Below are 26,117 nucleotides of genomic sequence, written 5' to 3' on the forward strand. Positions count from 1 at the left end.
CATCACAAAATACATCCACTAAATTATCCATAAGCCCTCTGCGTGATTGGTTCCTTCTTGGTCGAAAGATCTGATCACAAAGAGGGCGATTAGTTCAGTTTTTTATCCCGAGTTGAGGTTAAGTAGGTTTTATTCCCCATCTTCTCTGTAGTGATGATCATACAAAGCCATGATCTCATCTACTTTTTTACGTGACCCACCATTTTGACTTATGTTTCTCTGCACTGATATTGAGCCTAACTTAGCACCGCGATAGAGCTCTCTGGTCAAGGGAATATCATGGTTGCTAATAAGTACAGGTATACCTTTAACTAAGGCCGTATGACGAGATTCCCTTGCGAGGATAGCTTGATCATCCAGGCTAAAACCTGGGCCTACATAAGTGGTGAAACTTGCCGTGGTAGAAAGTGGTGCATAGGGTGGGTCGCAATAAATGACATCATCCTTTTCAGCTAGAGCAAATGCCTCTTCATAACCAATACATTTAAATTCGGCGTGCTGGGCTTTCTCAGAAAAATAGCGAATTTCATTTTCAGGAAAATAAGGTTTCTTGTAAGTACCAAAGGGTACATTAAACCCCCCCTTACGATTGTAGCGGCATAGACCATTGAAACCATGACGATTCATGTACAGGAAAAACACAGCTCGGGTAAAATGGTCTTGAGTCTGATTGAATTGCTCACGCACATTCAGATAGGCCTGCTTGTCATTCATTTCGGGCACGAATAACGCTTTTGCCGCAGTAATGTATTCTTCAGGGCTATTCTTAATGATGTTATAGAGATTAATGAGATCTGGATTGATGTCGCATAGCAGATAAGCATCATAATCTGTGTTAAGAAATACAGAACCTGCACCGACAAAAGGCTCTATTAACCTTTTCCCTTTAGGTAGCTGCTTTGCTAGCTCATCGACGAGTTTAAACTTCCCACCAGCCCACTTAAGAAAGGCTCTATGCTTTTTTGTCATTAATGATACGGCCAGCGAAAATAAAGCTCATGATTATACTCTGTTTAATTGTATTTTTCATCGTCACTGATGTTATTCGAAGCGATATTGCTGCAAATCACCCCAGCGTCTTAACCAAGGATCGCCTAAGCCTAAGCGCTTAAGCTCTGCGGCTTTATTTCTCGCCTGTGCCTCCGATGAGAAATACCCTACAAACAGCAAGAAGTGCCCTTTCGTGCTTGCATGTATCACCAACTCAGAACGAGGGATCCGAGTTAAAATAGGCCTCAAGGAAGCCCGCTGAGTAACGTTTGCTAGCTGTAATGTGTAACCATTTTTGTAGGGGGCTTTGCCCAAATTTACTACCGGCTTTACCTTAGCGGTAGAGCTTTGGATTTTTGCTTCGGCGCTATTAGCCTGGGTTTTAGGCGCTGGAACCACTTTAGTGGTTTTGGCGGCAACAGAGACATTGCCGACCACTGACACAGGGGCTAATTTTGCCAACGGCGGGCTAGTTTCACTATTAAGTTGTCGCGGCGCGAGTGCCGTATCTGTCGAGATTATATGTTGTTGGGTTTTGGCTAGCAGGGCTTTATCCATAAGCTTATCAGCCGCTGGTTGACGGCTTTTATCATCACCCTTCTCATCAGCAGCTTTTGCAAGAATTTCACGCTTATCAGCACTAGCAGGCAGTGGCTCACCTGGCGACAGATAGCGATTTAGTGGGCTATTGCGTTGCCACCAATAATGGCTAAGCAATTGTTGGCCGTGATCCTGAAGCCAAGTATCTTGCAGACGCTCAACTTCAGATGCGAATTTAACGCCGCTATAATGTACAGATTGATGACCCTGCCATAAACTTGGATTGGTAAATAACCACCAAGCAAGGATCGCAGCAAGCACGGCTACAAAGGATATTAGTCGTGAAGTGTGTTTTTTGGGCTGTTTAACTGCACCTTGGGTCTCTAATGCCGTTGCCAGCAAACTGACGACTTCTGCGGGAGTGCCTGTTTGCTTTTCTAATAAGCTAGAAACTATATTTCTGGGCGTAAATGCGTCTTGCTCACTTCTTAATAACAAGCTTTGATACAGGGCTTCACGCTCTGCAATCGGTAAAGGGTCAATAATCACTTGCAGCACAGAATGATCTACCGCCTTACCTAGCTCTGCGAGTAGCGGCTGCCAAAACTGGCTTTCTATGGTGAACGTCACTGACACATTCTGACCGCCACAAGACATTTTACTTAGCAGAATGCATTCAGCCCATAATGCTTTAGGTAATAAATGGGCATCATCGATAATAATATGCAGTGGTTTGGTTAAGTAGGATTGGATCCGTAGTAGAGTATCGGTAAGCGGCAGCTCATCATCGAATATAGGATCTGAAATAAGTTGGATAAGGATTTTACGGCGGATTTCATTACTGTCCACGTGTTGCGGGCAAACGACTAATGCTGAATTAATATCTTCAAGTTCACTCGCCAACGCTTCAGCAAGCGTACTTTTACCTGAACCTTTGGTGCCACATAACACCAACAATTGTTCGCTATAGCTAGCCACGTGTTGTAAGCGTTGGACCAGCATTTCCTGTGTTGGCAGCAATAACATATTCAATAGCTCACTATCCGGCGATGCTAATGTTAAGACGCGTTGATAACCTGTTCTAACAAGGCTTCATCCACATCACTATAAATACCAGCCTGGCCTATGGCTTGGGGTAATATCAGCCTAATTTTACTTGCCAGCACCTTTTTATCTCGTCGCATGTGTTGCATATAATCACTAAAGACCATGTTATCTGGTCCATGAATAGGCAATTCAAAAGCAATAAAGAGATTTTCTATCCTTTGAACACTAAGAGCATCTAATAGATCCAAGGCGAAAGCAGTTTTTGCCGCCAGCACACTGCCAGCTGCCACAGCTTGCCCATGCAGCCAATTGCCATAACCCATTTGAGCCTCAATGGCATGACCAAAGGTATGACCTAAATTTAATAACGCTCGCACACCTTGCTCTGTCTCATCCTGAGATACGATTTCAGCTTTGATGGCACAACACTTAGCGATGGCATAAGTTAGCGCTTGATTATCTAAAGCTTGGAGGGCAGCAACATTGTTTTCTAGCCAGAGGAAAAACTCAGCATCCCAAATGATGCCATATTTGATAACCTCAGCCATGCCAGCTGCAAACTCTTCCTTAGGTAAACTGTGCAAGCATTGAGTATCAATGATCACGCACTGAGGCTGATAAAATGCCCCAATCATGTTTTTACCTAAAGCATGGTTAACCGCTGTTTTACCACCTACAGATGAGTCGACCTGTGCCAGTAATGTGGTGGGAACTTGCACAAAGGATACACCTCTTTGATAACATGCAGCGGCAAAACCGGTCATATCACCAATCACACCGCCGCCTAAGGCAAGCAATGTGGTATCACGAGCATAATTTTTCTCTAGTAAAGCAGAAAAAATCAACTCTAAGTGGACTAAATCTTTATTTTTCTCGCCATCGGGCAACACAAAAACGTCCACAGAGGCACAATCAACCAACGCAGCTTTGACTTGAGTTAAGTACAAAGGCGCGACGACATCATTTGTGACAATGAAGACTTTTTTAGATTTGAGCGATTGAAAGGTCTGCCGCTGCTTTAACAGATCTAAGCCAATATGTATGGGATAACTTCTGTCATCTAAATTGACTTGGATCTGCTGCATAAGAGGACCTAAAAGCCGAGTTGCTCAATAATTTGATTGGCGACTATCTTAGCGCTTTGCTCATCTGTCTTAACGATAACATCGGCAATCTCTTCGTATAAAGGATTGCGAGTTTCGGAAAGATTTTCAAGCACTTCTCTCGGATCGTCAACTTGTAACAAGGGGCGACGCTTGTCTCTTTGAGTACGAGCAACCTGCTTGTCTATTGTGGTTTCCAAATACACCACGATGCCGCGAGCTGAGAGATGGTTACGTATGTCTTTACTCTCGACAGAGCCACCACCGGTAGCAAGAACAATGCCTTGCCTTTCGGATAAGTCAGCTATGACTTGAGCTTCACGACGACGGAAGCCTTCTTCACCTTCAACATCGAATACCCAAGCAATATCCGCACCTGTGCGTTGCTCGATTTCGTGATCTGAATCGTGGAATTCTAAATGCAGCAGTTGTGCCAGATGGCGACCAATTGTGCTTTTACCTGCGCCCATAGGGCCTACCAGAAAAATATTGCGTTTTTCAGCCATTTCGTATACGTCTGAATCTTATATGAAAAGTATGCCTTATCGACTTAATATCAAGCCGACCTATTATTTAACCTTGCTCTAAATGAGTCTTGACGAAGGATTATCTCAGTTATCACATGCTGCTTGCAAGCTAAGACGGTCATTTACAGATATTTTATTCGCATAGCAGTGCTAGAACTCGCCAGCAAAACTGTGCACCAGCAGTAAAGCATGTACATCAATCTTATAATAAACAATCTCTTAATATAAAAAGCCAACTATAAAGCTGGCTTTTAGCGGTTAGACGCTCAAGTGTTATTGTTTACAGTTTTTCTGTCACTATCTTAGGTGTAACGAAAATTAGCAGCTCTTGGCGCTCATTTTTATCCGTAGTATTTCTAAATAAGAACCCAACATAAGGTATATCACCCAATATTGGCACCTTGCTGACGCGGCTAATCAAGTTTTGCTGATAAATACCACCAAGGACAATAGTCTCTCCATTATCCACCAATACTTGAGTTCCTATCCGCTGGGTATCGATAGCCACAGCTGGGCCTGTGGGAGTATCAACTGTTTTACCTTGAGAATCTTGGGTAATTTCAAGATCTAGGATCACTCGATTGTCTGGAGTAATTTGCGGGGTTACCCTAAGTGACAGCACAGCTTTCTTAAAGGTTACTGAGGTTGCACCACTGGACGTCGATTGTACATAAGGGATCTCTACGCCTTGTTCAATATAAGCCGCCTTTTGGTTTGACGTCGTGATCCTTGGGCTAGCGATGATCTCACCTTTATTTTCTTGCTCTAACGCACTTAACTCCAAATCGAGAATAGTGCCATCGGCTAACTTAGCCACATGAAATGCGATACTTGTAGGATTCGTGACTGCCGCAGGTAAATTCACGTTTAATCTGTCATCAAGAGTGGGAACTATGCCATTAGCAATATTTTGTGAGCCTGTTAATGAGCCAGAAGTACCTTTAGTACCTTGCTGATCCGTTATGCCCCAGCGGATGCCTAAATCTTCAGAGACGTCATCTTTTACCGTAACCATTCGTGACTCGATTAATACTTGCTTAATCGGAATATCTAACACTTCGATAAGACGATGAATATTTTCAATGATCTCTGCAGTATCTTTTACCAATAAGGTGTTAGTTCTTTCATCTACGGCTACGCTGCCACGAGTAGATAATAAACTAGAATCTTCACTTTTAAGCAACTCGGCAATATCTATGGCTTTAGCGTAGTTAATTTGTAAAAACTCAGAGTAAAGTGGCGCCAACTCTTTAACTTCTTGTTTATTTTTTAAATCTTGGCTTTCACGAATGGCTAATTCCTCACTGGGCGCCACCATAAGAATATTGCCTTCGATACGCTTATCTAGCCCTTTGGCTTGTAAGATAAGATCTAAAGCTTGATCCCAAGGGACATCATCAAGACGTAGAGTAATATTGCCCTCTACCGTATCGCTGGTGACCAAGTTAAAATTGTTATAGTCGGCAATAATCTGCAATACCGTACGGACAGAAATATTTTGAAAGTTTAGTGATAAGGTTTTTCCACTGTACTTTTTATCTTCTTTAGCTATAGATATCCGCTCAACTTTCTCGATATCAACCTTAAAGATATTGCCTTCTTGCCTGTAGTTATAATCATAATTACCTGCAATATCGACAATAATTCGAGAGGTTAAATCATCTTTAAAGGTTTCAAAACTAATCACTGGAGTCGAAAAATCTTGCACGTCCATCACGTACAGTAATTCTGATTTAATGTCTGTGTTATAAAGTTTAATTTCGAGTTTTGAACCTACTTGTTCAACATTGGCCGCAACAGAGCGATTATTTAATTGTATGGATAATTCGCCGCCACCAGTTTTAGTGCGGCGAAAATCAATACTACTTACCGCATTAACAAAAGGGTCATCTGCTTGTTGTGGACCCACTTTTGCATCATTAATTGTCAATCGATAGCTATTGCCAACGATTTTTCCTTGATAAGGCTTAACACTGGCTAAATCTAAGGTCACCCTCAATGCCGAACCATCTTGCTCTGTGGTTAAAGAATCAACACCAACACTGTCTATAACTAATTTGTTGGTAGACAATTCTGAGACTGTGTCTACAAAATTAAGCATGATTTGGGCAGGTTCTGCAGATAAATCCACCTGTGGTGAGGTCAAATTAGATTCAAAGATAAGCTCTAATTCTAACTGGTGATCCACTAAGGAATGGTACTTCACATCCATAAGACGGTTAGCCGCCAGCGCATTAGGTAACAAGCCAATACTTAGCATAATGGCAAATAGACATTTCATCGCAGCTTGACTCTTATTGACTATCGTTATCGCGGCAGAAGACTTCATTATTCTTTCATCCTTTGCTCATTATTTACTCGACAACTCTAGGTTGCTGGATCTTTCAGTCCAACAACCGGAACCATCAGGTATTAATTCTATTACTTCGATAAATTGCAACGTCACGTTAGCAATTCGACCATGATATAATCCTACATACTCTCCTACGCCTAAGCGGTAGACGTTCTCATCTGTAGACTCAACTAACGCCCAAATGCTGTCACCTTCACTCAAGGTACCGCGCATTTTCAAATTATCCAGAGCGTAAGTTTCTAAGCGCCCTTTACGTCTTTGTAGATCTGGCTGCAAACAATCTTTACTGGTATCGACAACTTCCTCAGTCAGCTCCCTTGAAGGCGGAACGAATGGACTTCGCATGAGCTGAGCTTGGTAAGCAAAATGCTCAAATTTAGGCGGTTCTTTTAAAGGCGGGATGCGTGCAATATGCTGTGCTTTAGTCGTAGTAACAAATAACTCAAGATCGCTCCGATCACCGACACAGGCAGTCAACAGTAGAACCAAGGTTAATAAAGATAATCGTTTCATCATTATTTCCCCTTAGCCTTAGGTAATTCCTTTGGCAGTTCCGCTCCTTCTTTAAATCGATACGTCTTTGCCAAGATACTCATCGATAGATTACCTGACTCCTCTTTAATAATGGAAAAATCATGCAAACTGACGATTCGCGGGAGTTTTGCTACACCGCTCACCATATCGCCAATTTCATGATAATTGCCATTCACCATCATTTTAATTGGGAATTCGATATAAAAATCACGTTCAATTTCCGCTTCCCAATCTAGGCTATTAATTCGAAGGCCGGCGTCGGTTGCCACAAAAGTGAGGTCATCGAGTAATCCTGGCATTTCATTTTCTGATGGCAACATTTTTAATAACTCAGCAAACTGTGCTTCCATTACCACTAATTGCTCGCGATATAATTTCAGATTAGCAGCCAGTCGGTATTTATTCTCAAAATCTTGGCGTAATTTAATTTCTTCGCCTTGCTCGTAAGACAAGGTGTCTATCGCATCAGAAATGAATAAATAATAACTCCCTGCAATAACCAGTGCCGAAAGTATAGCGGCAAAAACCAGCTTAACTAATTTAGGCCAGCCACCAATATTCTCAAAGTCGATATCATTAAACTGTTCAAGGTCGAGGTTCATGGCTTCGCTCCTTGAGCAACATTACCTGCGGCATCCAGTTCAAAATGATCTGTCTCACGTATCGCAAGCCTTAACTTAAAGCGCTGTAATAAGCGTAAATCTTCATTTTGGGCGACGATGGATTGCATACTAGGGTCATCCAAATATTCAGAAGTCTTTACCTTACGCATCATATTGGCGACATTATTATTAGACTCACTACGCCCTTCTATCCAAAGCACACTGCCTTTTTTCTCTATGCTGGACAAATATATTCCCGGCGGTACTATGCGAACTAATTCATCTAATACATGGGTAGGTAAATTTCTAGATTGCTGCAAATTTAGAATAATTTCTGTACGACGCTCAATGTCTTTTTTACGCTCAGTAATTTTACTAATTTCGGCAATTTGCGCATCAAGCAAGCTAATTTCTGACTTTAAATAACTATTGCGTGCCTGTTGGTTTTCCGTCATGACTTCAATAAAGCTTAAGGAAAGGTAAGCCACTAAAGAGCTCACTAAAAATACCAGTGCGAGCACACCAATATAATCGCGCTTTTGTTTTTCACGAGCTTCTTCACGCCAAGGGAGTAAATTTATGTTCGCCATTGAGCGTAACTCCTTAACGCCAAACCGCAGGCAACCATATATTTATTTACGCTTTGCTGTAGCTGCGATTTAATTGCGTCATCAGCATGTAGGCAACCTAAAAATGGATTGGCAACTAGGGTATTGACGCCCAATTCATTCATAAGTAACGCTTCCATACCTTCTAATTTTGCCGTACCACCACACAGTACTATGTAATCCACCTTCTCTTTGCCGCTGGCAGTGGCGTAAATTTGTAAGGTTCGCTTCACTTGCTGTAGTAATTGAGTTTGAAAAGGAGATAGCACTTCGAAAGTATAGTTCCTCGGTAGTTCAGCTTTAATTTTCGCGTTTTCGGCCTCATCGTAAGACATACCGTAAAAAGACAGAATAGACTGAGTGAACAATTCACCACCGAAGGCTTGCTCTCGTGTGAATATGGTTTCACCACGCTCAACCACGGCAAAAGTCGTCATATTGGCGCCAATATCAACCAGTGCGACCGATTTTTCTGCCGCCCCTGGAGGTAATTGAGCCATGATAAGTTCTGCCGAGCGACCTAAGGCATAGCCTTCAACATCAACCACTTTAGTGTCTATATCTATGGCATCGAGGGAATCAATACGGGAATCAATATTTTCAGTGCGACAAGCACTCAATAGCACGTCGACTTTGGTGGGATCAGTTTTATTGGTTTTTAAGGTTTCAAAATCTATGCTGACTTCATCAAGAGAGTATGGAATTAAATTGTCGGCTTCGATTTCAATTTGCGCCTCCATTTCTTCTTCATTGAGTGAAGAATCCATGTAAATTACCTTAGTCATCACCGCAGATCCTGACACAGCTACCGCAGCAAACTTTATCGATTTGGGTAACCCACGCTTGATTTGCTTTAATGCCTCAATAACTGCAGCTGAATCACGAATATCATGATCAACCACTGCGCCTTTTTTAACCGGCACGCTGCAATGAGCTTGAATTTTATAACCGTCAGCAGTTTTGCTCAGTAGGATCGCTTTGATTTCGTATGAACCAATATCTATCCCTATCATTTGCGGAGCCTGAGGACGCCAAAATTTTGAGAGCATATTTTTCGTCACATTATTGTTATGTGTTAAAAGAGATTAGCACATAGTCAATTTCTTACCGCTAATTGTGTCAAATGTTTGTTAAAAAAATAAATAGTCTAATTTCCTTGTATGTTTTTGCTTCACCTCATCCATTGGCGCTTATATACTAACGCTTCTATTTTTTATTTTGGGATGTCAGGTTGAAGTGGTTCAAACGATTTATCATAGCGCTATTTAGTCTAGCTTTACTCGGCATAGGTTCGATTTTTGCCGCGTATTTTTATGTACTGCCTGAATTGCCTGATGTCACCACGTTAAAAGATATTCAGCTGCAAACCCCGCTGCGAATTTACAGTAGCGATGGCAAACTCATTTCCCAATTTGGTGAAAAGCGCCGCATCCCACTTAAGCTTGAAGAAGTACCAAAACCGTTAATTCAAGCCTTTTTGGCAACCGAAGATACCCGCTTCTATGAACACAAAGGTATAGACCCTATTGGTGTGGTCCGCGCAGCTTTAGTGATGATAGCAACCGGAGAGAAAAAGCAGGGCGCCAGTACCATCACTATGCAGGTAGCGCGTAACTTCTTCTTAACTCGCGACAAGACCATTATTCGTAAAGTGAAAGAAATTTTTATTTCTTTGCATATAGAGGAACTGCTGACTAAAGATGAAATTCTAGAGCTATACGTAAACCGTATTTATTTAGGTCAGAGAGCCTATGGTGTTGGTGCTGCCGCTCAAGTCTATTTTGGTAAAGAAGTGCAAAACTTAACTTTGGCTGAAATGGCGGTTATTGCCGGATTACCCAAAGCCCCCTCGACATTAAACCCTATCACTTCTGCCACCCGAGCATTAGCAAGACGTAATTTAGTTTTGATGCGCATGCATGAGGTTGGCTTTATCAGCCAATTTGAATACCAAGATGCACTGTCTCAGCCTATTACATCTTCTTATCACGGCGCCGAAATTGATCTTTATGCCCCTTACATCTCTGAGATGGCACGTGACTACATGGTGCAGAAATACGGCGAAGAAGCCGCTTACACCAATGGTTATAACGTTTACACTACGATTTCATCTGATTTACAGCTGATGGCACAAGAAGCATTGCGCGACAACGTATTTGCCTATGATGAACGCCATGGCTATCGCGGCGCCGCTGCCACTCTTTGGACAACAACGCAGCCCAGCACCGAAGAAATCACTAGCGTATTAAATAAAACCACATCAGTACAAGGCATCATAGCTGCCGCAGTACTAAGTGTGAGTGAGCAGCAAGCTAGAGTCATCGATGCCCAAGGGCAAGAAATTCTACTGGAATGGCCCGGTCTTAAATGGGCGCGCAAGTTTATTAATGATAAACGCCAAGGGCTGCCACCTAAGCTTGCTGCAGATATTTTAACCCCAGGGCAACGCGTATGGATCAGACACAACGGTGAGTTTTGGCAGTTATCACAAATTCCTGAAGTCTCTAGCGCTACGGTATCGTTAGAACCAAGTAATGGCGCTATTCGCACCTTAGTTGGCGGTTTTAGCTTTAGCCAAAGTCAATACAACCGCGTGACTCAAGCCAAGCGTCAATTAGGTTCAAACATCAAACCTTTCATCTATGCTACAACATTAGAAAAAGGCTACACCTTAGCGACCTTGATCAATAACGCGCCGATTAATAAGCCGGATACTCGCCAAGGTACAGCCTGGCGCCCTAAAAATTCACCAGACATTTATGGTGGTCCAACCCGCTTGCGGGTCGGCTTAGCGCAATCCATCAACGTCATGTCTGTACGCGCCATGCGCCACGTAGGCATTCCTGCCACCATCAAAAAACTCACCGAATTTGGTTTCGATGCCAGTGATTTACCAAGCAACGAATCCTTAGCATTGGGGTCACCTTCTGTATCGCCATTGCAGGTGGCCACAGCCTTTAACGTATTCGCCAATGGCGGTTATCTAGTCGAACCTTATTTTATCGATAAGGTAACTGATGCCTTTAATACCGTTATCGAAGAAGCGAACCCGACGTTAGCCTGTACACCAACGGCTCAACCAAGCCAATCTTATGATGAATATGGTGCACCGATAACGCCTAGCTTGACAAACCAACCCAATCAATGCGGTAGTGCAACCTCACGCTTTGCACCTCAAGTCATCACTGAGCAGACAGCATTTCTTATCACTGAGGCGCTCAAGAGTGTGATTTGGGGTGGCGGCGACTGGAAACACGGCACAGGCTGGCAAGGCACTGCATGGCGTGCGGCACGGTTACTTAAACGTCATGACATTGCAGGTAAAACCGGTACCACAAACGAAGCACGTGACACTTGGTTTAGTGGCTTTAGCCCTACCCTAACCAGTACTTTTTGGGTTGGATTTGACGATCATGGTCGTCAACTGGGCCGCACCAGCTGGATGGCCAACGGTGCACCGGATCAAATAACCGCAGGAGAGGCTGGCGCCAAAACGGCTGGTCCCGGTTGGAATGACTTTATGAATAAAGCCTTGAAAGGCGTGCCTGAAGTCTCAGTCGTACCACCAAAAGGCATAGTGTCAGCCCGCATTGATTTAGCGACAGGTAAGCTCACCCGTAAAACTGATCACACCACAGCATTTGAGTATTTTGCGGCGGGTACAGAACCTAAAGAATACGTCGCCGATACCCCGCAAAACGACACTATCTTTACTGATAACCCTGCGGAAGATTTATTCCAATAAGTTGGATTTTTCCCATAAAAAAAAGCGCGATTATCGCGCTTTTTTTATGACTTCGAGATTGATAGCTTCAAAAAATATTAGCCCTGCTTTTTAACTGCTATTGCAGCACTAACTTGATTCACCGCAGTACCGCCTAGCACATCACGCTTTGCTAAACATGCCGCTATCGTGAGGTTTGGATACACATCATCACTGATTTCTTTAGCAAATGTCTGCAACTGGGCCAAGCTAAGAGCTTCAATAGGTTGCTGCTGCGCGATGGCAAACACCACCACTTCACCCACCACATGATGCGCCTCGCGAAACGGCATGCCTTTGGCCACAAGATAGTCGGCAAGCTCAGTGGCATTGGCATAGCCTTGCTGCGCAGCCACCAGCGCAGGTTCACGGTTCACTTTTAAGCCCGATAACACTAACGCCGCCATGTCTAAACAAATGGCCCAACTGTCTACCACATCAAACAAGCCTTCTTTATCTTCTTGCATGTCCTTGTTATAGGCCAGCGGCAGGGCTTTCATGGTGGTGAGAATACCCATCAGGCTGCCGTAAACCCGGCCAGTTTTACCTCGAATAAGCTCAAGTGCATCGGGATTTTTCTTCTGCGGCATCAATGATGAACCTGAAGTGACCTCATCCGCTAATGAGATAAAGTTAGCCTCTCCTGAGTTGAAAAAGATTAAATCTTCAGCCATGCGGCTCAAGTGCATCATGCTAATGGCGGCCGAGCTGCAGAGCTCCACCACATGGTCTCTATCAGACACGCTATCTAGGCTATTGAGGGTCGGGCGAGCAAAATTCAGCGCCGAGGCTAACGCATGCCTATCAATGGAGTAAGCCGTGCCCGCTAAGGCACCAGAGCCTAGGGGACAAGTATCAGCGCGTTTAAGTGCATCGGTTAAGCGGCTTAAATCACGCTCAAACATTTCCACATAAGCTAAACACCAGTGGCCAAAAGTGATGGGCTGCGCCCGTTGTAAATGGGTATAGCCTGGCATTACCGCATCCACTTCACGCTCAGCAAGGGCAATGAGTTCGCTGCGCAATGTATTCAAGCGCGCAAGCAATGCCGCCCCTTCAGTTTTACACCAGAGTTTTAAATCTGTGGCCACTTGATCGTTACGTGAACGCCCCGTGTGTAGTTTTTTACCTAAATCGCCCACTTTGGTAATCAATTTTTGTTCAACAAAACTATGAATATCTTCAGCGCCAGTGCTGATAATCACTTGTGGATCATCACCAACCTCTGTCAGCAACTCATTAAGTGCAGCCTTTAGGTCGGTGCACTCTTGCGCGCTGATAACACCTACGCTTGCGATAGCATCTGCCCAAGCGATTGAACCTACAACGTCTTGTTCAAATAAGCGGTAATCTACTGGCAATGAGTCATTAAACAATTTGAACAGTGCACTGGTTTCACCTTGAAATCTTCCGCCCCATAACGCCATTTCAATATCCTCTGCTGTTTTATTCTTTATGGCTAACATTAAGGGCGCATTTTTATTGCGCCCTTATGATTAACTACTGACCACATTATAAAATTAGTTGCTATTCATCGCGCGAATGCGACTTGCCAAAGAATACAAACGAATAAAGCCTTCGGCGTGTTTTTGGTCATAAACATCATCTTCACCAAAGGTAGCGAAAGACTCTGAATATAAGCTATTAGGTGAACGCTTTTTAACTGCCGTTGCCTGGCCTTTATAAAGCTTAATCACTACATCACCGTTAACGGCTTCGGCTAATGACTCTGATGCGGCCAACAAAGAATTACACAGCGGCGTAAACCAGCGTCCATCGTAAACCAAGTGAGCCATCTGGGCTGCAACTTGCTCACGCCAGGTGCGGCTAGTCTTATCCAGTACTAATTCTTCTATGGCTCGAAGTCCTGCAAACATCACAGTGCCGCCAGGAGTTTCATAACAGCCACGAGACTTCATGCCCACTAAACGGTTTTCGGTAATATCGATACGGCCAACACCGTGTTTGCCTGCAATATCGTTTAATTTCATTAAGGCTGCATACGGGGATAACGCTTGCTCGTTCACATGGGTCACGCGGCCATTTTTAATCGACAAGGCCACATATTCAGCTTCATTGGGCGCATCTTCTGGGGCAACGGTTAATGTCCATACCCCTTTTGATGGCTCATTCCACGGATCTTCAAGTTCACCACCTTCATGAGAAATGTGCCAAGCGTTAGCATCGCGGCTGTAAATTTTGGTTGCTGATGCACTGGTTTGAATATCCCTTGCAGCCAAATAGGCTAACAAGTCTTCACGGCTGCGCATTTCCCACTCACGCCAAGGAGCAATGACTTTAAGATCTGGCGCTAATGCAGCAAAACAGCCTTCGAAACGCACTTGGTCATTACCTTTGCCAGTGCAACCGTGACACAGAGCATCGGCGCCAACTTTACGGGCGACTTCAACCTGAGCTTTGGCGATAATCGGTCTTGCCATAGAAGTCCCTAATAAATAGGTGCCTTCATAAATTGCGCCTGTGGCGATGGTTGGATAAATATAATCCTTAACAAATTCTTCTTTTAAATCGACGATATGACATTCACTGGCACCTGAGGCTAAGGCTTTTTCAGTCAGGCCCACCAGCTCTTCCTCGCCTTGACCCACATCGGCGCAAAAGGCAACGATTTCACAATCATCATAGGTTTCTTTCAGCCAAGGAATAATGGCTGAAGTATCTAAGCCACCCGAGTAGGCCAATACCACTTTTTTAACGCCGGTTTTTTTTACGATTGAAGACATAATTTTCCTACCCGTTATTGCTAACCGCTAATAAATGAAGATAAATATTTAATATAAAAATGAATTAACTAAGCAGGCTCACCAACAAAGCATTCTGTGCATGCATACGATTTTCAGCCTGGGCTAAAATCAACGAGCCTTCACCGTCGAGCACTTCATCGGTTACTTCTACGCCGCGATGGGCTGGCAAGCAATGCATGAAATAGCGGGCACCAGCTTTTGACATCAAGGCTTTATTGACTTGAAAGTTAGCAAACTTTTGCTGGATATCCTCTAAACACGCACTGTCACCCATGGAGATCCAAGTGTCGGTGTAAATGGCATCTTGTCCAGCCAGCTTAGTAATATCTGCACTGAGAATTATCTTGCCGCCATGCTGCTCAGCTATCGCCTGGGCTTCGCTGACAATAAGGGCATCGGGGAAATGATTTTCTGGACACACTACCGTCATGGTCATCCCAAGGATTGCGGCGCCATACAGTAAAGAGTGAGTCACATTGTTGCCATCACCCACATAGGCAAGCTTCACCTGACTTAAATCATCAAATTGCTCGGCTAACGTCAGGTAATCCGCCAAGGCCTGACAAGGATGATATAAATCAGACAAGGCGTTAATCACTGGGACTGAACCGTATTCAGCCAGTTTTTCAATAGTACTGTGTAGATAAGTGCGGGCCACTATCGCATCGGCCCAACAAGATAAATTGGCCGCAAAGTCTGCCACAGATTCACGCTTACCTATATCACCATTTTGCTGATCTAAATACAGGCAGTGACCACCCAGCTTGTTAATACCGATATCAAAACTCACTCGGGTTCGCAGTGATGGCTTTTCAAATAACATCACTATGCTTTTACCTGCTAGCGCTTGGCGGTATTGAGCAGGCTGCGCCTTGATCTCTTTTGCCAATTTAAGTAACGCTAACAACTGAGGTTGAGAAAGTTCTTTTATCGATAATAAGTGCTTCATACCACTGCCTTAAATAGTCTATCTTTCATTTTACATTTGATTTTTCATGCTTATGGTTGGATCTGAGTGCCAACGGACTGGCCTAGCACTAGCTTTTTAAGCTGCTCGGCATCGCGCCATGAAGCCACTTGTACTGGTTTGCCCATCCACTGCGCCACTTCTAATGCCGCTTCCACTTTCACTTTCATGCCCTTTTCGATAACGCCTTGCTTTACTAAGGTTTCGATTTCGGTTTTGTTTAAGCTAGCAATAAGCTGCCCCTTGCCATCGAGCACTCCAGACACATCTGAAAGTAACACTAAGTTACCATTAACCAGTTTTGCCAGCGCTGTCGCCGCTTGATCAGCATTAACATTAAGCATTAGCCCATCTGCAGACACTGCGATAGAACTGCATATAGGTAACCAGCCTTGATCTAAGATAAAGTTTAGATAAGTGGCATCTTTTGGGCTCACTTCACCCACCAAACCTAGGCGCTCATCTTTAATCTTTGCATGAACAGTATTGCCGTCACCTAAGCTCATTCCCACACTCACAAGGCCAGCTTTAGCCGCTGCCGCTTGCAAAATTTTATTAGAGGTACCAGCTAATGCGCCCACCACGATAGGAATTTGATCTTCAGGTGTGACGCGCAGGCCATCAAGCTTAATGGTTTCTTTGCCATTAGCGGTTAGCTGTTCATCCACTAAACAACCGCCGCCATGGACCAATAACACCTTCTGCCCAGCGGCTATCATCTGGGCTGCTGCCGTCATCAAACGCGCCATGCCCATCTCACACTGGAGTAAGGCACCGCCCACTTTTAATACCAATACACTCTTGTTATCAGACATTAACTGCCCCTTAAATATGAATAATTAGAGATTGAAATGAATCTTTATGCACTGAAGCCCTTGGCTAGCGGCGCCTTTCATTAAATTGTCTATGGCGCTCGCAACCACCAAGTAACCTGAATTAGCATCATACTTCCAGCCTAAATGGCAGTTGGGGGTATGCACCACATCATCCACCTTTGGAAAAGTATTGTGCTTCACAGTCACTAAAGGTGAATTATCGTAAACCTGATAGGCCTGCTTCACTTGCTCTTCCGTGGTACCTGGCTGTAATTGCACTGTAATTGTCGCCAAGATGCCACGTTTAAAGTTGCCTAAATGCGGGGTGAAAATCACCTCTTGCCCTAATTGAGTGGCGATCTCAGGCTGATGCCTATGACCTAGCACGCCATAGGGAGTTAAGCTCACCTCACAAAAGCTAGTATGAAGGTGCGCTTTACGGCCCGCACCAGTCACACCACTAACAGCATTAATTACTGGGTATGCCGAGGTTAGTAAGGATTTTAATGGCTTAAGTGCTGTTAACGAGGCTGTTGGGTAACATCCTGGTACGGCTATCATGCGCGTTTTAGCTATTTTTGCCGCATTCCATTCCGCTAAACCATAGACAGCTTCGGCTAAGACTTCTGGGTGAGTGTGCTCAAACCCATACCACTTAGGATATTGAGCCACATCGGCAAAGCGGTAAGCACCGCTTAAATCAAATACGGCCAAACCTTGTTGGTAAAACCATGCCGCAAGCTCTAAACTCACTGAGTGCTCAGTGGCAAGAACTACCGCATCAGACTCAGCGACAATTTTTGCTTTTGCAGCATCACTTAAAGGATTAAGCACATAAGGTAAATGACTGTATACCGGATATAACTCAGACAATTCACGGCCTTTATCTAAGCTGTTTTCCGATACATATAGCCCTTGAACTGACAAACTCGCATCGGCGTGAATTAACGAAGTAATTTGCGCGCCGGTATAACCACTAGCACCAATAATTGCGATGTTTTTCATAATCTTGTTATCTTAGTCTCTGATTAAAATGTCAGCATAGTTTAGCACAGTGAACAATGGCTAATTTTTATGCTTTGCAGATAGAGGCATTGCGCTTAGGCACAAGGCGCGATGACTTAACCATATGTGCTTTTTTATTCATTAGAAGACTAGCACTTGGTGCCAGCTTCGAGTTTTTGCTAGACTAGCACAACAAAATTGTTATGCAATATATGTGAATACATATTTATCAATTATTTATTCAGGATGCTTAAATGAGCCCACTACCAGATTTAAAAACCCGTTTTATTCAGTTGATTGGCGCGCCTTCCATCAGTGGCCTCGAAACTCATGATGATATGAGTAACCATGCAGTTATTGAATTGTTGCAAAACTGGTTTAGTGACTTAGGTTTTCATTGTGAAGTGGACTTGGTAAAAGACACCAATGGCAAACACAATTTACTGGCAAAAATCGGCTCAGGCACTGGTGGCTTATTGCTTGCGGGGCACACGGATACTGTGCCTTTCGATGATGGCCGCTGGAGTCAAGATCCCTTCACCCTCACTGAGAAAGACAATAAATGGTACGGCTTAGGTACTTGTGACATGAAGGGCTTCTTTGCTTTAGTGCTCGAAGCGGTCAAAGACTTACCATTAACTGAGCTCAAGCGACCTTTATATATTTTCGCCAGTGCCGATGAAGAAACCACCATGAATGGTGCCAAAGCCTTTACCGAGTCCACCAGTATAGCCCCAGATTACGCCATCATAGGTGAACCCACTAGCCTCAAACCTGTGTACATGCATAAAGGTCATTTAGCTCAAGGTATACGAGTTATTGGCCGAAGCGGTCACTCATCAGATCCCGCTCGCGGACTTAATGCCATTGAGGTTATGCATCAAGTCATAGGGCAATTGCTGAAACTTAAGCAGCATTTAGCCGACAACTATCGTGAAGATGCTTTTACTGTTCCCTACCCTACGATGAACTTTGGCCACGTCCACGGTGGTGATGCGGCTAACCGCATTTGTGGCTGCTGCGATCTGCATTTAGACATTCGCCCCCTGCCAGGCTTGCCGCTTAGCGATCTTGAGCTAATGGTAATCAACTACCTTGCCGATATTTCTGCAAAGTACCCAGGTGCGATTAATATCAGCACCCTTTATCCTGGCGCCGAGCCATTTGCTGGCAAAGCCGATAACCCTTGGACTCAATTAGTCGCAGAGCTCGCAGGCTGTGAGGCTGAAGTCGTCAATTACTCCACCGAAGCGCCCTATATCAACAAGCTAGGATGCCAAACTCTAGTCTTGGGTCCTGGCAGTATTAACCAAGCTCACCAGCCAGATGAATTCATCGCCACAGCGTTTCTAAGCCCTACCGTCGAGCTACTCAAAAAGCTGGTACATCATGCCTGTATAAAGTAGTTGTTCATCTAGCAGTGTTAAACTCAGAAATCTGAGCTGAACACTGCAGGTGTGAAAAAAAATAACGAAATAAAATTACAATAACCACGCTCATCTATTGACCAATCGGTCGGTGACTCGCTATTGTAATTGTCCTTGTGGAATGCCACGAGCTTATAGAAGTTGGGAGAGAATTTTTATGTCAGAACTGAGTAAAGCTGAGGCGGCAACCGATATTTACGCATCTTTGCGCGCTAACGTAGGTCAGCTTGGGCAAATTTTAGGTGAAACTATGCGTAGCCATCTAGGCGATGCATTTCTTGAAAAAGTTGAACAGATCCGTATTCTCGCCAAAAAATCACGCCAAGGCGATGATGGTGCCAGAGAGCAAATGCTGGCCTTGTTAACGGCTTTGCCCGATGAAGAATTAATTCCCTTTGCTAAGGCCTTCAACCAATTTTTAAACTTAGCCAATATTGCCGAGCAGTTTCATACTATTAGCCGTAATTGTGACGAGTTAGTTTGCGTTCCAGATCCGGTAGAACAATTGCTTGGACGCTTACTAAACCATGATTTAGACAAGTCGCAGTTACACCAATGCTTAAGTGAACTGGATATCGATCTAGTGCTAACTGCTCATCCGACTGAAATATCAAGACGAACCCTGATTCAAAAATATGCCTCAGTGGTAGATTGCCTCACGTCATTAGAAAATCCACAGCTCACTGAGCGTGAGCACAGCCAGCTACAACTGCGTCTGCGTCAGCTTATTGCACAAATTTGGCATACCAATGAAATACGTCATGAAAGACCCACACCTGTTGATGAAGCGCGCTGGGGCCTTAGCACTATTGAAGCTTCATTGTGGCAAGCAGTGCCTGATTTCTTACGTCAATTAAACGATCAGTTCGAGAAAAAAACCGGACTGCAACTGGCGAAGGATGTCTCGCCGGTGCGTTTTTCAAGCTGGATGGGCGGCGATAGAGACGGCAACCCGTTTGTCACCGCCCATGTCACTCAAGAAGTATTAGACAGGAATCGCCATGCGGCGGCGCGCCTATACCTTAAAGACATCATCACCTTAATGGGTGAGCTGTCTATGGAAGAAGCTAACGATGAACTCAAAGCCCTCACCAACAACAGTAATGAACCCTATCGTGACGTGCTAAAAAGCCTACGTCAGAAACTACGTAATACCATAGATTACTTAAATGACCGCCTAGAAGGTCAACAGCCGGATATTGATTTTAATAGTATTATCTGGGAGCAAAGCGATCTTCAAGCACCGCTTGAATGTTTATACCAAAGCTTATGTGACTCAGGCATGCGCTTGATTGCTCACGGCTTGCTATTGGATATTTTACGCAGGCTTGCCTGTTTTGGCATTCACATGCTTAAGCTGGATATTCGTCAAGACGCCGAGCGCCACAGTGATGTTATCGCGGAGCTAACCCGTTATTTAGGCTTAGGTGATTACGATCATTGGGATGAAGACGAGAAACAAGCTTTTTTACTCAGAGAACTCAGCAGTCGCAGACCGCTATTGCCACCGAATTGGAAACCGAGTGCGGATGTCGCAGAAGTGCTTAGCACTTGCGCACTTATCAGCAAACAATCATCTAAAGCGCTAGGTTCTTATGTGATCTCCATGGCCAGTAAGCCATCGGATGTATTGACAGTACTCTTGCTACTAAAAGAGTCCGGCTGCACTTACCCCATGCGAGTCGTGCCTTTATTTGAGACCTTAAAAGATCTCACCGGCGCCGCGGCTTGTATTAAAGAATTACTGCAAATCGATTGGTATCGCGGTTATACCAAAGGCATGCAAGAAGTGATGATTGGCTATTCAGATTCGGCTAAAGATGCTGGTGTAATGGCGGCGGCATGGGCTCAGTATCGTGCTCAAGAAGAACTGGTTGCCGTGTGCAAGCAGGCAGATGTAAAGCTGACCTTATTCCATGGCCGTGGTGGCACAGTTGGCCGTGGCGGCGGCCCTGCTCATCAAGCGATTTTATCTCAGCCACCAGGTTCAGTGGATGGTCGCATCCGCGTAACCGAGCAAGGGGAGATGATCCGCTTTAAGTTTGGCTTACCTAAACTTGCAGTGCAAAGCTTAGCGCTTTATACCTCAGCGGTAATGGAAGCGACACTGATGCCGCCTCCTGAGCCTAAGAAAGCTTGGCGCGATTGCATGCAGTCTATCGCCGATGAGTCTGTGCTTGCTTATCGCGGTATCGTTCGAGAAGAGCCTGATTTTGTGGCTTATTTTAGGGCTGCGACACCAGAAATTGAATTAGGAAAATTGCCCTTAGGCAGTCGTCCTGCTAAACGAAAAGTCGGTGGAGGCATAGAAAGCTTACGTGCTATCCCATGGATTTTTGCTTGGTCACAAAACCGCCTTATGCTGCCAGCATGGCTTGGTGCCGGTGAGGCGCTTAGCTCAGCCATAGAGCAAGGCAAACTGAGCCTATTGCAAGAAATGGAGCGTGAATGGCCATTCTTTGAGACTCGCATCTCCATGTTGGAGATGGTTTACACCAAAGCTGAGCCGAATCTGTCACGCTACTATGAGCGTTGTTTAGTGCCTACTGAGCTGCATCATCTTGGGGATAAACTCAGGTCAAGATTGCAACTCGGGATAGACACTGTGTTGTCATTAACTCAGTCAGATGAGTTGATGTCACACACGCCTTGGAGCCGTGAATCAGTAAAGCTTCGCAATCCCTATATCGATCCATTAAACTTCCTGCAAACTGAGCTATTGGCACGTACTCGCAATGAAGATCAGGCATCAGAAAAGGTTCAACTGGCCTTGATGCTCACCATTGCAGGTGTTGCCGCAGGCATGAGAAACACTGGATGATAAAGCAGTTAAACAAGATGGGGATAATACTTTTACTGCTACTGACGGGCTGCGCCAGTCAGTACAGCATTACCGAGTCTGAAATTGAGCAGTACTTAAATAAAGACATGCACTTTGAGGTGAAGCAAGGTAATCAACTCATTGGCGTGTCAGTAAAACTCAATGATATGCAGGTGGTATTGGGCCAAAAGCCTAATATCATGGCGGTCACCGCCGCGACTGCGATCAAAGTAAACAACCCGCTGGTGCCTATTCAAGCTAAGCTCAAAACGACCTTTGAAGCAGAGCCTTGGTATGACAGCAAAACGAAAAGTGTTTATTTACGTCAGTTAAACTTAATCAAGGTAGAATCAGATCCGAAAGATATAGAGCGTTATATTACTCAGATCACACCACAATTGATGGGTTTTTTACGCAATTATCTACAGACACAACCTGTATATACCTTAGACGTTAACGACAGTAATCAAGCCTTAATGGCCAAGATGACTAAAGCCTTAGAAGTACAGCAAGGCAAGCTAGTGGTTAAGTTTTAAGTCACTTAAGAATTGACCTACATTTGCGTGGTTCAATGACGAAACTAATAAAAACGCCTTCCAGTGGAAGGCGTTTTTTATGCGTTGAATATTATACCAACCATATTAGTCATCTAATTTTATCAGCCCGAGCTGAGGTTACTTACTTGGGTGCTTAGTTACTTAGTTACTTAGTTACTTAGCCAACCTCTGAACAGACGGATAATCTACGATTACAGCTTCATCCAGAAGCGCTCGACGTAACATATCAAGAGCAATAGCGGCGGTAAGACTTCTCACCAAATCTCGCGAACGTCGCGGCAACTTTACCATCTGGCTATAAGTGCCAAACTTAGTTGCTAATGCTATCGCCACTGTACCAACCGGTTTATCTTCTGTGCCACCATCGGGGCCTGCTATACCACTGGTTGCTAGGGCGAAATCACTATCCAGAATGTTTCGCGCGCCACAGGCCATCGCTTCAACAGTTTCGATGGAAACCGCACCATGATCGTCCAAGGTCTGTGGCAAGACTCCTAAAACTCTGACTTTAGACTCATTACTGTAAGTCACTAAACCCTGCTGAAAGTATGATGAGCTTCCTGAAAAATCAACCAATTGACTAGCTATCATGCCGCCAGTGCAAGACTCAGCCACACTCAAACTAAAACCTGACTGGTATAAACGCGCATGAATTTCGGCAGCTAAACTGGTTTTGTCTTCCGCAACCACTACCGCCCCTAAAGCATGGGTGACTTGTCGAGTAACAGAAGCAAGCTGGGCGATAGCCTTGTGGCCACGCGCAAAGATTTTAACTTCAATATAGGGCATAAAAGAGCGGTAACCAAAGCTAATCCCCTCAGGTAACAGCACCTCTGAAAGAATATCCCCGATTGCAGACTCACCTTGACCGAGCGTAAGCAGTTTCTTTACGCTAGATTGCTCATCGAGCGTAAATTCGCTCCGGATAAAAGGAATAAACTGTCCATGAACCATGTGCTTGAGTTCTGATGGCACTCCGGGAGTAAAGAATAACCAAGCACGATTGAGTTTAACTCTAAAGCCACAGGCTGTGCCCACAGGGTTATCCACCATCACAGCAGATGCCGGCAGCATAGCTTGTTTCAAATTACTTTTAGGCATTTCACGATTATGCCGAGAAAACCACTCTTCCAGTGTTTGTCGCCACTGAGCATTTTCAACCAGAGGTTCGCCTTTGGCCATTGCCATTGCTTGAGCCGACATGTCATCACTGGTCGGGCCCAGGCCGCCATTGACTAATATGACGTCCGCATGCAAGCTTCGCTCACGAAACACTGCAACTAAATCCTCAAGCCTGTCACCTACGGTCACCCGATATTGAGTTTCGACTCCCATGTCCATCATCACATTGGCAAACCACGCGGCATTCGTGTCGAGTATTTGCCCTGATAAGACTTCTTCCCCTGTGCAGATCATCTCTAACTTCATGCGTACCTCTTATACAGGCTTTAAAAATTGTGGTTTATATTTCATTGACTTAAGATCTAAGTCATCATTTATAGGAAAACTTAAGTAACTTATACTGCAATAGCAAGCACATTACGAGTGGCATAACTTTGTTGGAAACACACCTCCAACTTAAGTTAAGTTCCAACTGGGTCGCTTTTGCTGTTGTAAAATGCCAGTTATTAGTCGTCAGCCCAATATTTATTGCTGCCACTTTAAATCCCCATTTCTAGGTAATAAGGATAATAACAATACGTCAAGGTCCTATATAGACTACATAGTTATCAAAACGGGTGACAACCATTCCCCTATCACCAAACTGATTTAAACACTTTTTATTATTCGTTGAATACTTTACAGTCTGATGTGCGCCCGAACACTTTCCTGGGCGAATGCTATTTTTGGAGATTTTTTTGAGCAGCTTCTATCATTCATGCCGTTACTTACTATTCCCCTTATTAATTACCGCGCTACTGCTTGGTTTTCTCGAACACTTTCAGAGTCATTGGCAAGACTGGCAACAAACCATACTGTATATGCCTTATTGGTTATTGGGCAGCGCTACAGTTATTGCACTGCAATTTAATCGCAGCCGGCTCAGCTATATCGGTGTATTGCTGCTTATATTTTACAGCTTCAGCCAGAATTCCAGCTTTAGCCCTAAAGAGAATGAATTAATACTCATTGGCGGTGGATTGGTGATCAGCGTATTCAGCTTCATTAAAGACCGTGGCCTTATTAGTGTTCACAGCTTGTTGAGGCTCGGAGTGATTTTTGGATGTTTTATCCTAGCCTCGTTATGGATAGCCTTACTTAGCCGCTATTCACAGCAAATGCTCAGCCTACATCAAAGTTATTTACCCTTTTTATCCGCGAGTCACTTCTCTCGACTACCCTTATATCCCATAGGCATTGTGCTATTTGTTAAGCTCTTCTGGAAAAGCAGCCTACTACAGACCAGTCTAGGGGTAACTTTTTTATTATGGGTATTACACTTTAGCGCACCAAACTGGTTGCCTTTAGCCGTACAGCTTAATGTGATTGCCTTATTCTTTTTATCCACAGTATTAATCGATTCCTACTTTTTAGCCTACCGAGATGAACTCACGGGCTTACCATCAAGACGAGCCCTGTTTAACTTAAGCCTCTCCTTAGGTCGTAAATACACAGTCGCCATGGTGGATATTGATCATTTCAAGAAGTTTAATGATACCTATGGGCATGACGTTGGCGATCAAGTGCTTAAGTTAGTGGCAGCAAAACTCGCCCAAGTTACTGGTGGTGGTAAAGCCTTTCGTTATGGCGGCGAGGAATTCACCATAGTATTCCCAAGCAAAGAAATTAAACGAGTATTCCCGCATTTAGATGACGTCAGAGAAAGCATAGAAGAATATGAAATAGTACTTAGGGAAGCGAAGCGTAAGGGCAAGGAAGATAAACAGGCCAGCAAAAAACGCACTAAAAAATCCCCCGCGAAACAGCGCACCGTAAGTGTGACTGTCTCAATAGGTTGTGCCCAACACCAAGTAGATCAAAGCTTTGAGCAGTGCATGAAAGAAGCCGACAAAGCCCTTTATAAAGCCAAAGAACGCGGGCGAAATCAGGTCTGTAGTTAGCCTTACGCGGGCCACCAATACACTTACCCTCATCAGCTATAGCTTATGTTCTTGACGGCGAAACAGGGCTGCCTTCGCTGTTCTAACCAAAGTATACTCATTAGCAGTTGTACCCCAGCCTTAAAATCAGAAAATTTTAGACTGTACTTTTGATGTTCATTCGTAAATTTCAAATACCAAAAAAGCCTCACATTTCGATGAGACTTCTATGTAAGTGGTGGGTGAATTAAGTAGTGGGTGAATATTGCAGAGCAATGTGCTTATGAACGCGAGACATTGATGTCGAGCTGGGCACTTAAGCATGGATGCTGTTGACGCTGCTTGTAACAAGAAGGAAACCGCGCCCTCGGCGTGACAGGTCGCCTTCTATTTCTAGAGAGTCTAAAATCCCCATGGATGGGGTGAATGCAAAACAATGTATGGAACCTGCTTGTTTCAACCAATGGGCCAACTAAACTACCGCTCGCTTTTGGTGTTTTCTGTCAGTTTTTGATGTTCATCCGTATATTTCAGATACGAAAAAGGCCTTTGCATTGCTGCAAAGGCCTTCATCTTAAGTTGGCGGAGCGGACAACTCTTTACAACAGAAGGAACCCGCACTCTCGGCGTGACAGGCCGCCCCCTCTAATAA

General features: G+C 44.3%; 20 protein-coding genes. 5 read left to right on the top strand and 15 right to left on the bottom strand.

Annotated features, from left to right (window positions below; translation table 11 throughout):
• Positions 1–129: 129 nt before the first annotated feature.
• The 9 genes from H5073_RS16585 to H5073_RS16625 form a co-directional block, all read right to left on the bottom strand.
• Entirely contained in the window at positions 130–969 is an 840-nt protein-coding gene (locus H5073_RS16585) for a Dam family site-specific DNA-(adenine-N6)-methyltransferase (protein WP_182680681.1), read from the bottom strand.
• A 72-nt stretch (positions 970–1,041) separates the two neighbouring features.
• Complete coding sequence (locus tag H5073_RS16590) at positions 1,042–2,556, bottom strand: AAA family ATPase (RefSeq protein WP_259394933.1); 1,515 nt, start codon at positions 2,554–2,556, stop codon at positions 1,042–1,044.
• Positions 2,557–2,588: 32 nt separating this feature from the next.
• Positions 2,589–3,662, bottom strand: a complete 1,074-nt coding sequence (gene aroB, locus H5073_RS16595) for a 3-dehydroquinate synthase (protein ID WP_182680683.1) — start codon at positions 3,660–3,662, stop codon at positions 2,589–2,591.
• Positions 3,663–3,670: 8 nt separating this feature from the next.
• Positions 3,671–4,186 carry a shikimate kinase AroK gene (aroK, locus tag H5073_RS16600; RefSeq protein WP_182680684.1) on the bottom strand — a complete coding sequence of 172 codons (516 nt, stop codon included), beginning with the start codon at positions 4,184–4,186 and terminating at the stop codon, positions 3,671–3,673.
• Positions 4,187–4,487: 301 nt separating this feature from the next.
• Positions 4,488–6,536, bottom strand: a complete 2,049-nt coding sequence (locus tag H5073_RS16605) for a type IV pilus secretin PilQ (protein ID WP_182680685.1) — start codon at positions 6,534–6,536, stop codon at positions 4,488–4,490.
• A gap of 21 nt (positions 6,537–6,557) precedes the next feature.
• Positions 6,558–7,073: a pilus assembly protein PilP gene (locus H5073_RS16610; protein WP_182680686.1), complete on the bottom strand. Its 516-nt coding sequence runs from the start codon at positions 7,071–7,073 to the stop codon at positions 6,558–6,560.
• 2 nt (positions 7,074–7,075) lie between these two features.
• A complete protein-coding gene (locus tag H5073_RS16615; RefSeq protein ID WP_182680687.1) occupies positions 7,076–7,696 on the bottom strand; it encodes a type 4a pilus biogenesis protein PilO in 621 nt (206 codons plus the stop codon).
• Positions 7,693–8,286, bottom strand: coding sequence for a PilN domain-containing protein (locus H5073_RS16620; RefSeq protein ID WP_182680688.1), 594 nt, complete (start codon positions 8,284–8,286; stop codon positions 7,693–7,695). The genes H5073_RS16615 and H5073_RS16620 overlap by 4 nt, the downstream gene beginning before the upstream one ends.
• Positions 8,274–9,353 carry a pilus assembly protein PilM gene (locus H5073_RS16625; protein ID WP_182680689.1) on the bottom strand — a complete coding sequence of 360 codons (1,080 nt, stop codon included), beginning with the start codon at positions 9,351–9,353 and terminating at the stop codon, positions 8,274–8,276. Before H5073_RS16625 ends, H5073_RS16620 begins: the two co-directional genes overlap by 13 nt.
• A gap of 182 nt (positions 9,354–9,535) precedes the next feature.
• Between H5073_RS16625 and H5073_RS16630 the strand changes: the two genes are divergently transcribed.
• The gene (locus H5073_RS16630) at positions 9,536–12,049 is read left to right on the top strand and encodes a penicillin-binding protein 1A (protein WP_182680690.1); all 2,514 of its coding nucleotides are present in this window, start codon (positions 9,536–9,538) and stop codon (positions 12,047–12,049) included.
• Positions 12,050–12,126: 77 nt separating this feature from the next.
• Here H5073_RS16630 and argH read toward each other — a convergent pair whose 3' ends face one another.
• From argH to argC, 5 genes are all read right to left on the bottom strand, one after another.
• Positions 12,127–13,494 carry an argininosuccinate lyase gene (gene argH, locus H5073_RS16635; RefSeq protein ID WP_182680700.1) on the bottom strand — a complete coding sequence of 456 codons (1,368 nt, stop codon included), beginning with the start codon at positions 13,492–13,494 and terminating at the stop codon, positions 12,127–12,129.
• Between the two features lie 93 nt (positions 13,495–13,587).
• Positions 13,588–14,811 (bottom strand): argininosuccinate synthase, encoded by a 1,224-nt coding sequence (locus H5073_RS16640; protein ID WP_182680691.1) that lies wholly within the window; start codon positions 14,809–14,811, stop codon positions 13,588–13,590.
• Positions 14,812–14,875: 64 nt separating this feature from the next.
• Complete coding sequence (locus tag H5073_RS16645) at positions 14,876–15,781, bottom strand: ornithine carbamoyltransferase (protein ID WP_182680692.1); 906 nt, start codon at positions 15,779–15,781, stop codon at positions 14,876–14,878.
• Between the two features lie 50 nt (positions 15,782–15,831).
• The gene (gene argB, locus H5073_RS16650) at positions 15,832–16,614 is read right to left on the bottom strand and encodes an acetylglutamate kinase (RefSeq protein ID WP_182680693.1); all 783 of its coding nucleotides are present in this window, start codon (positions 16,612–16,614) and stop codon (positions 15,832–15,834) included.
• A gap of 24 nt (positions 16,615–16,638) precedes the next feature.
• A complete protein-coding gene (gene argC, locus H5073_RS16655) occupies positions 16,639–17,619 on the bottom strand; it encodes an N-acetyl-gamma-glutamyl-phosphate reductase (protein WP_182680694.1) in 981 nt (326 codons plus the stop codon).
• A gap of 254 nt (positions 17,620–17,873) precedes the next feature.
• Between argC and argE the strand changes: the two genes are divergently transcribed.
• From argE to H5073_RS16670, 3 genes are all read left to right on the top strand, one after another.
• The gene (gene argE / locus H5073_RS16660; protein WP_182680695.1) at positions 17,874–19,025 is read left to right on the top strand and encodes an acetylornithine deacetylase; all 1,152 of its coding nucleotides are present in this window, start codon (positions 17,874–17,876) and stop codon (positions 19,023–19,025) included.
• Positions 19,026–19,203: 178 nt separating this feature from the next.
• The gene (ppc, locus tag H5073_RS16665) at positions 19,204–21,867 is read left to right on the top strand and encodes a phosphoenolpyruvate carboxylase (RefSeq protein ID WP_182680696.1); all 2,664 of its coding nucleotides are present in this window, start codon (positions 19,204–19,206) and stop codon (positions 21,865–21,867) included.
• 17 nt (positions 21,868–21,884) lie between these two features.
• The gene (locus H5073_RS16670) at positions 21,885–22,403 is read left to right on the top strand and encodes a DUF1439 domain-containing protein (protein ID WP_259394931.1); all 519 of its coding nucleotides are present in this window, start codon (positions 21,885–21,887) and stop codon (positions 22,401–22,403) included.
• A gap of 174 nt (positions 22,404–22,577) precedes the next feature.
• On the opposite strand, the gene H5073_RS16675 is transcribed toward H5073_RS16670, so the two are convergent.
• Positions 22,578–23,852 (bottom strand): CinA family nicotinamide mononucleotide deamidase-related protein, encoded by a 1,275-nt coding sequence (locus H5073_RS16675; protein ID WP_182680698.1) that lies wholly within the window; start codon positions 23,850–23,852, stop codon positions 22,578–22,580.
• Between the two features lie 431 nt (positions 23,853–24,283).
• On the opposite strand from H5073_RS16675, the gene H5073_RS16680 reads away from it, so the two are divergent.
• Entirely contained in the window at positions 24,284–25,486 is a 1,203-nt protein-coding gene (locus tag H5073_RS16680; protein WP_259394932.1) for a diguanylate cyclase, read from the top strand.
• Positions 25,487–26,117 lie beyond the last annotated feature (631 nt).

Source organism: Shewanella sp. SR44-3 (assembly GCF_014163735.1).
GTDB lineage: Bacteria > Pseudomonadota > Gammaproteobacteria > Enterobacterales > Shewanellaceae > Shewanella.

Excerpts from the sequence above, each read along its gene's own strand:
- H5073_RS16670 (WP_259394931.1), top strand. The coding sequence starts at position 21,885 with ATGGGGATAATACTTTTACTGCTACTGACGGGCTGCGCCAGTCAGTAC.
- argC (WP_182680694.1), bottom strand. The coding sequence starts at position 17,619 with ATGAAAAACATCGCAATTATTGGTGCTAGTGGTTATACCGGCGCGCAA.
- H5073_RS16675 (WP_182680698.1), bottom strand. The coding sequence starts at position 23,852 with ATGAAGTTAGAGATGATCTGCACAGGGGAAGAAGTCTTATCAGGGCAA.
- H5073_RS16615 (WP_182680687.1), bottom strand. The coding sequence starts at position 7,696 with ATGAACCTCGACCTTGAACAGTTTAATGATATCGACTTTGAGAATATT.
- H5073_RS16590 (WP_259394933.1), bottom strand. The coding sequence starts at position 2,556 with ATGTTATTGCTGCCAACACAGGAAATGCTGGTCCAACGCTTACAACAC.
- H5073_RS16585 (WP_182680681.1), bottom strand. The coding sequence starts at position 969 with ATGACAAAAAAGCATAGAGCCTTTCTTAAGTGGGCTGGTGGGAAGTTT.
- argH (WP_182680700.1), bottom strand. The coding sequence starts at position 13,494 with ATGGCGTTATGGGGCGGAAGATTTCAAGGTGAAACCAGTGCACTGTTC.
- H5073_RS16645 (WP_182680692.1), bottom strand. The coding sequence starts at position 15,781 with ATGAAGCACTTATTATCGATAAAAGAACTTTCTCAACCTCAGTTGTTA.
- ppc (WP_182680696.1), top strand. The coding sequence starts at position 19,204 with ATGTCAGAACTGAGTAAAGCTGAGGCGGCAACCGATATTTACGCATCT.
- argB (WP_182680693.1), bottom strand. The coding sequence starts at position 16,614 with ATGTCTGATAACAAGAGTGTATTGGTATTAAAAGTGGGCGGTGCCTTA.
- H5073_RS16605 (WP_182680685.1), bottom strand. The coding sequence starts at position 6,536 with ATGAAGTCTTCTGCCGCGATAACGATAGTCAATAAGAGTCAAGCTGCG.
- aroB (WP_182680683.1), bottom strand. The coding sequence starts at position 3,662 with ATGCAGCAGATCCAAGTCAATTTAGATGACAGAAGTTATCCCATACAT.
- H5073_RS16620 (WP_182680688.1), bottom strand. The coding sequence starts at position 8,286 with ATGGCGAACATAAATTTACTCCCTTGGCGTGAAGAAGCTCGTGAAAAA.
- H5073_RS16610 (WP_182680686.1), bottom strand. The coding sequence starts at position 7,073 with ATGAAACGATTATCTTTATTAACCTTGGTTCTACTGTTGACTGCCTGT.
- aroK (WP_182680684.1), bottom strand. The coding sequence starts at position 4,186 with ATGGCTGAAAAACGCAATATTTTTCTGGTAGGCCCTATGGGCGCAGGT.
- H5073_RS16640 (WP_182680691.1), bottom strand. The coding sequence starts at position 14,811 with ATGTCTTCAATCGTAAAAAAAACCGGCGTTAAAAAAGTGGTATTGGCC.
- argE (WP_182680695.1), top strand. The coding sequence starts at position 17,874 with ATGAGCCCACTACCAGATTTAAAAACCCGTTTTATTCAGTTGATTGGC.
- H5073_RS16625 (WP_182680689.1), bottom strand. The coding sequence starts at position 9,353 with ATGCTCTCAAAATTTTGGCGTCCTCAGGCTCCGCAAATGATAGGGATA.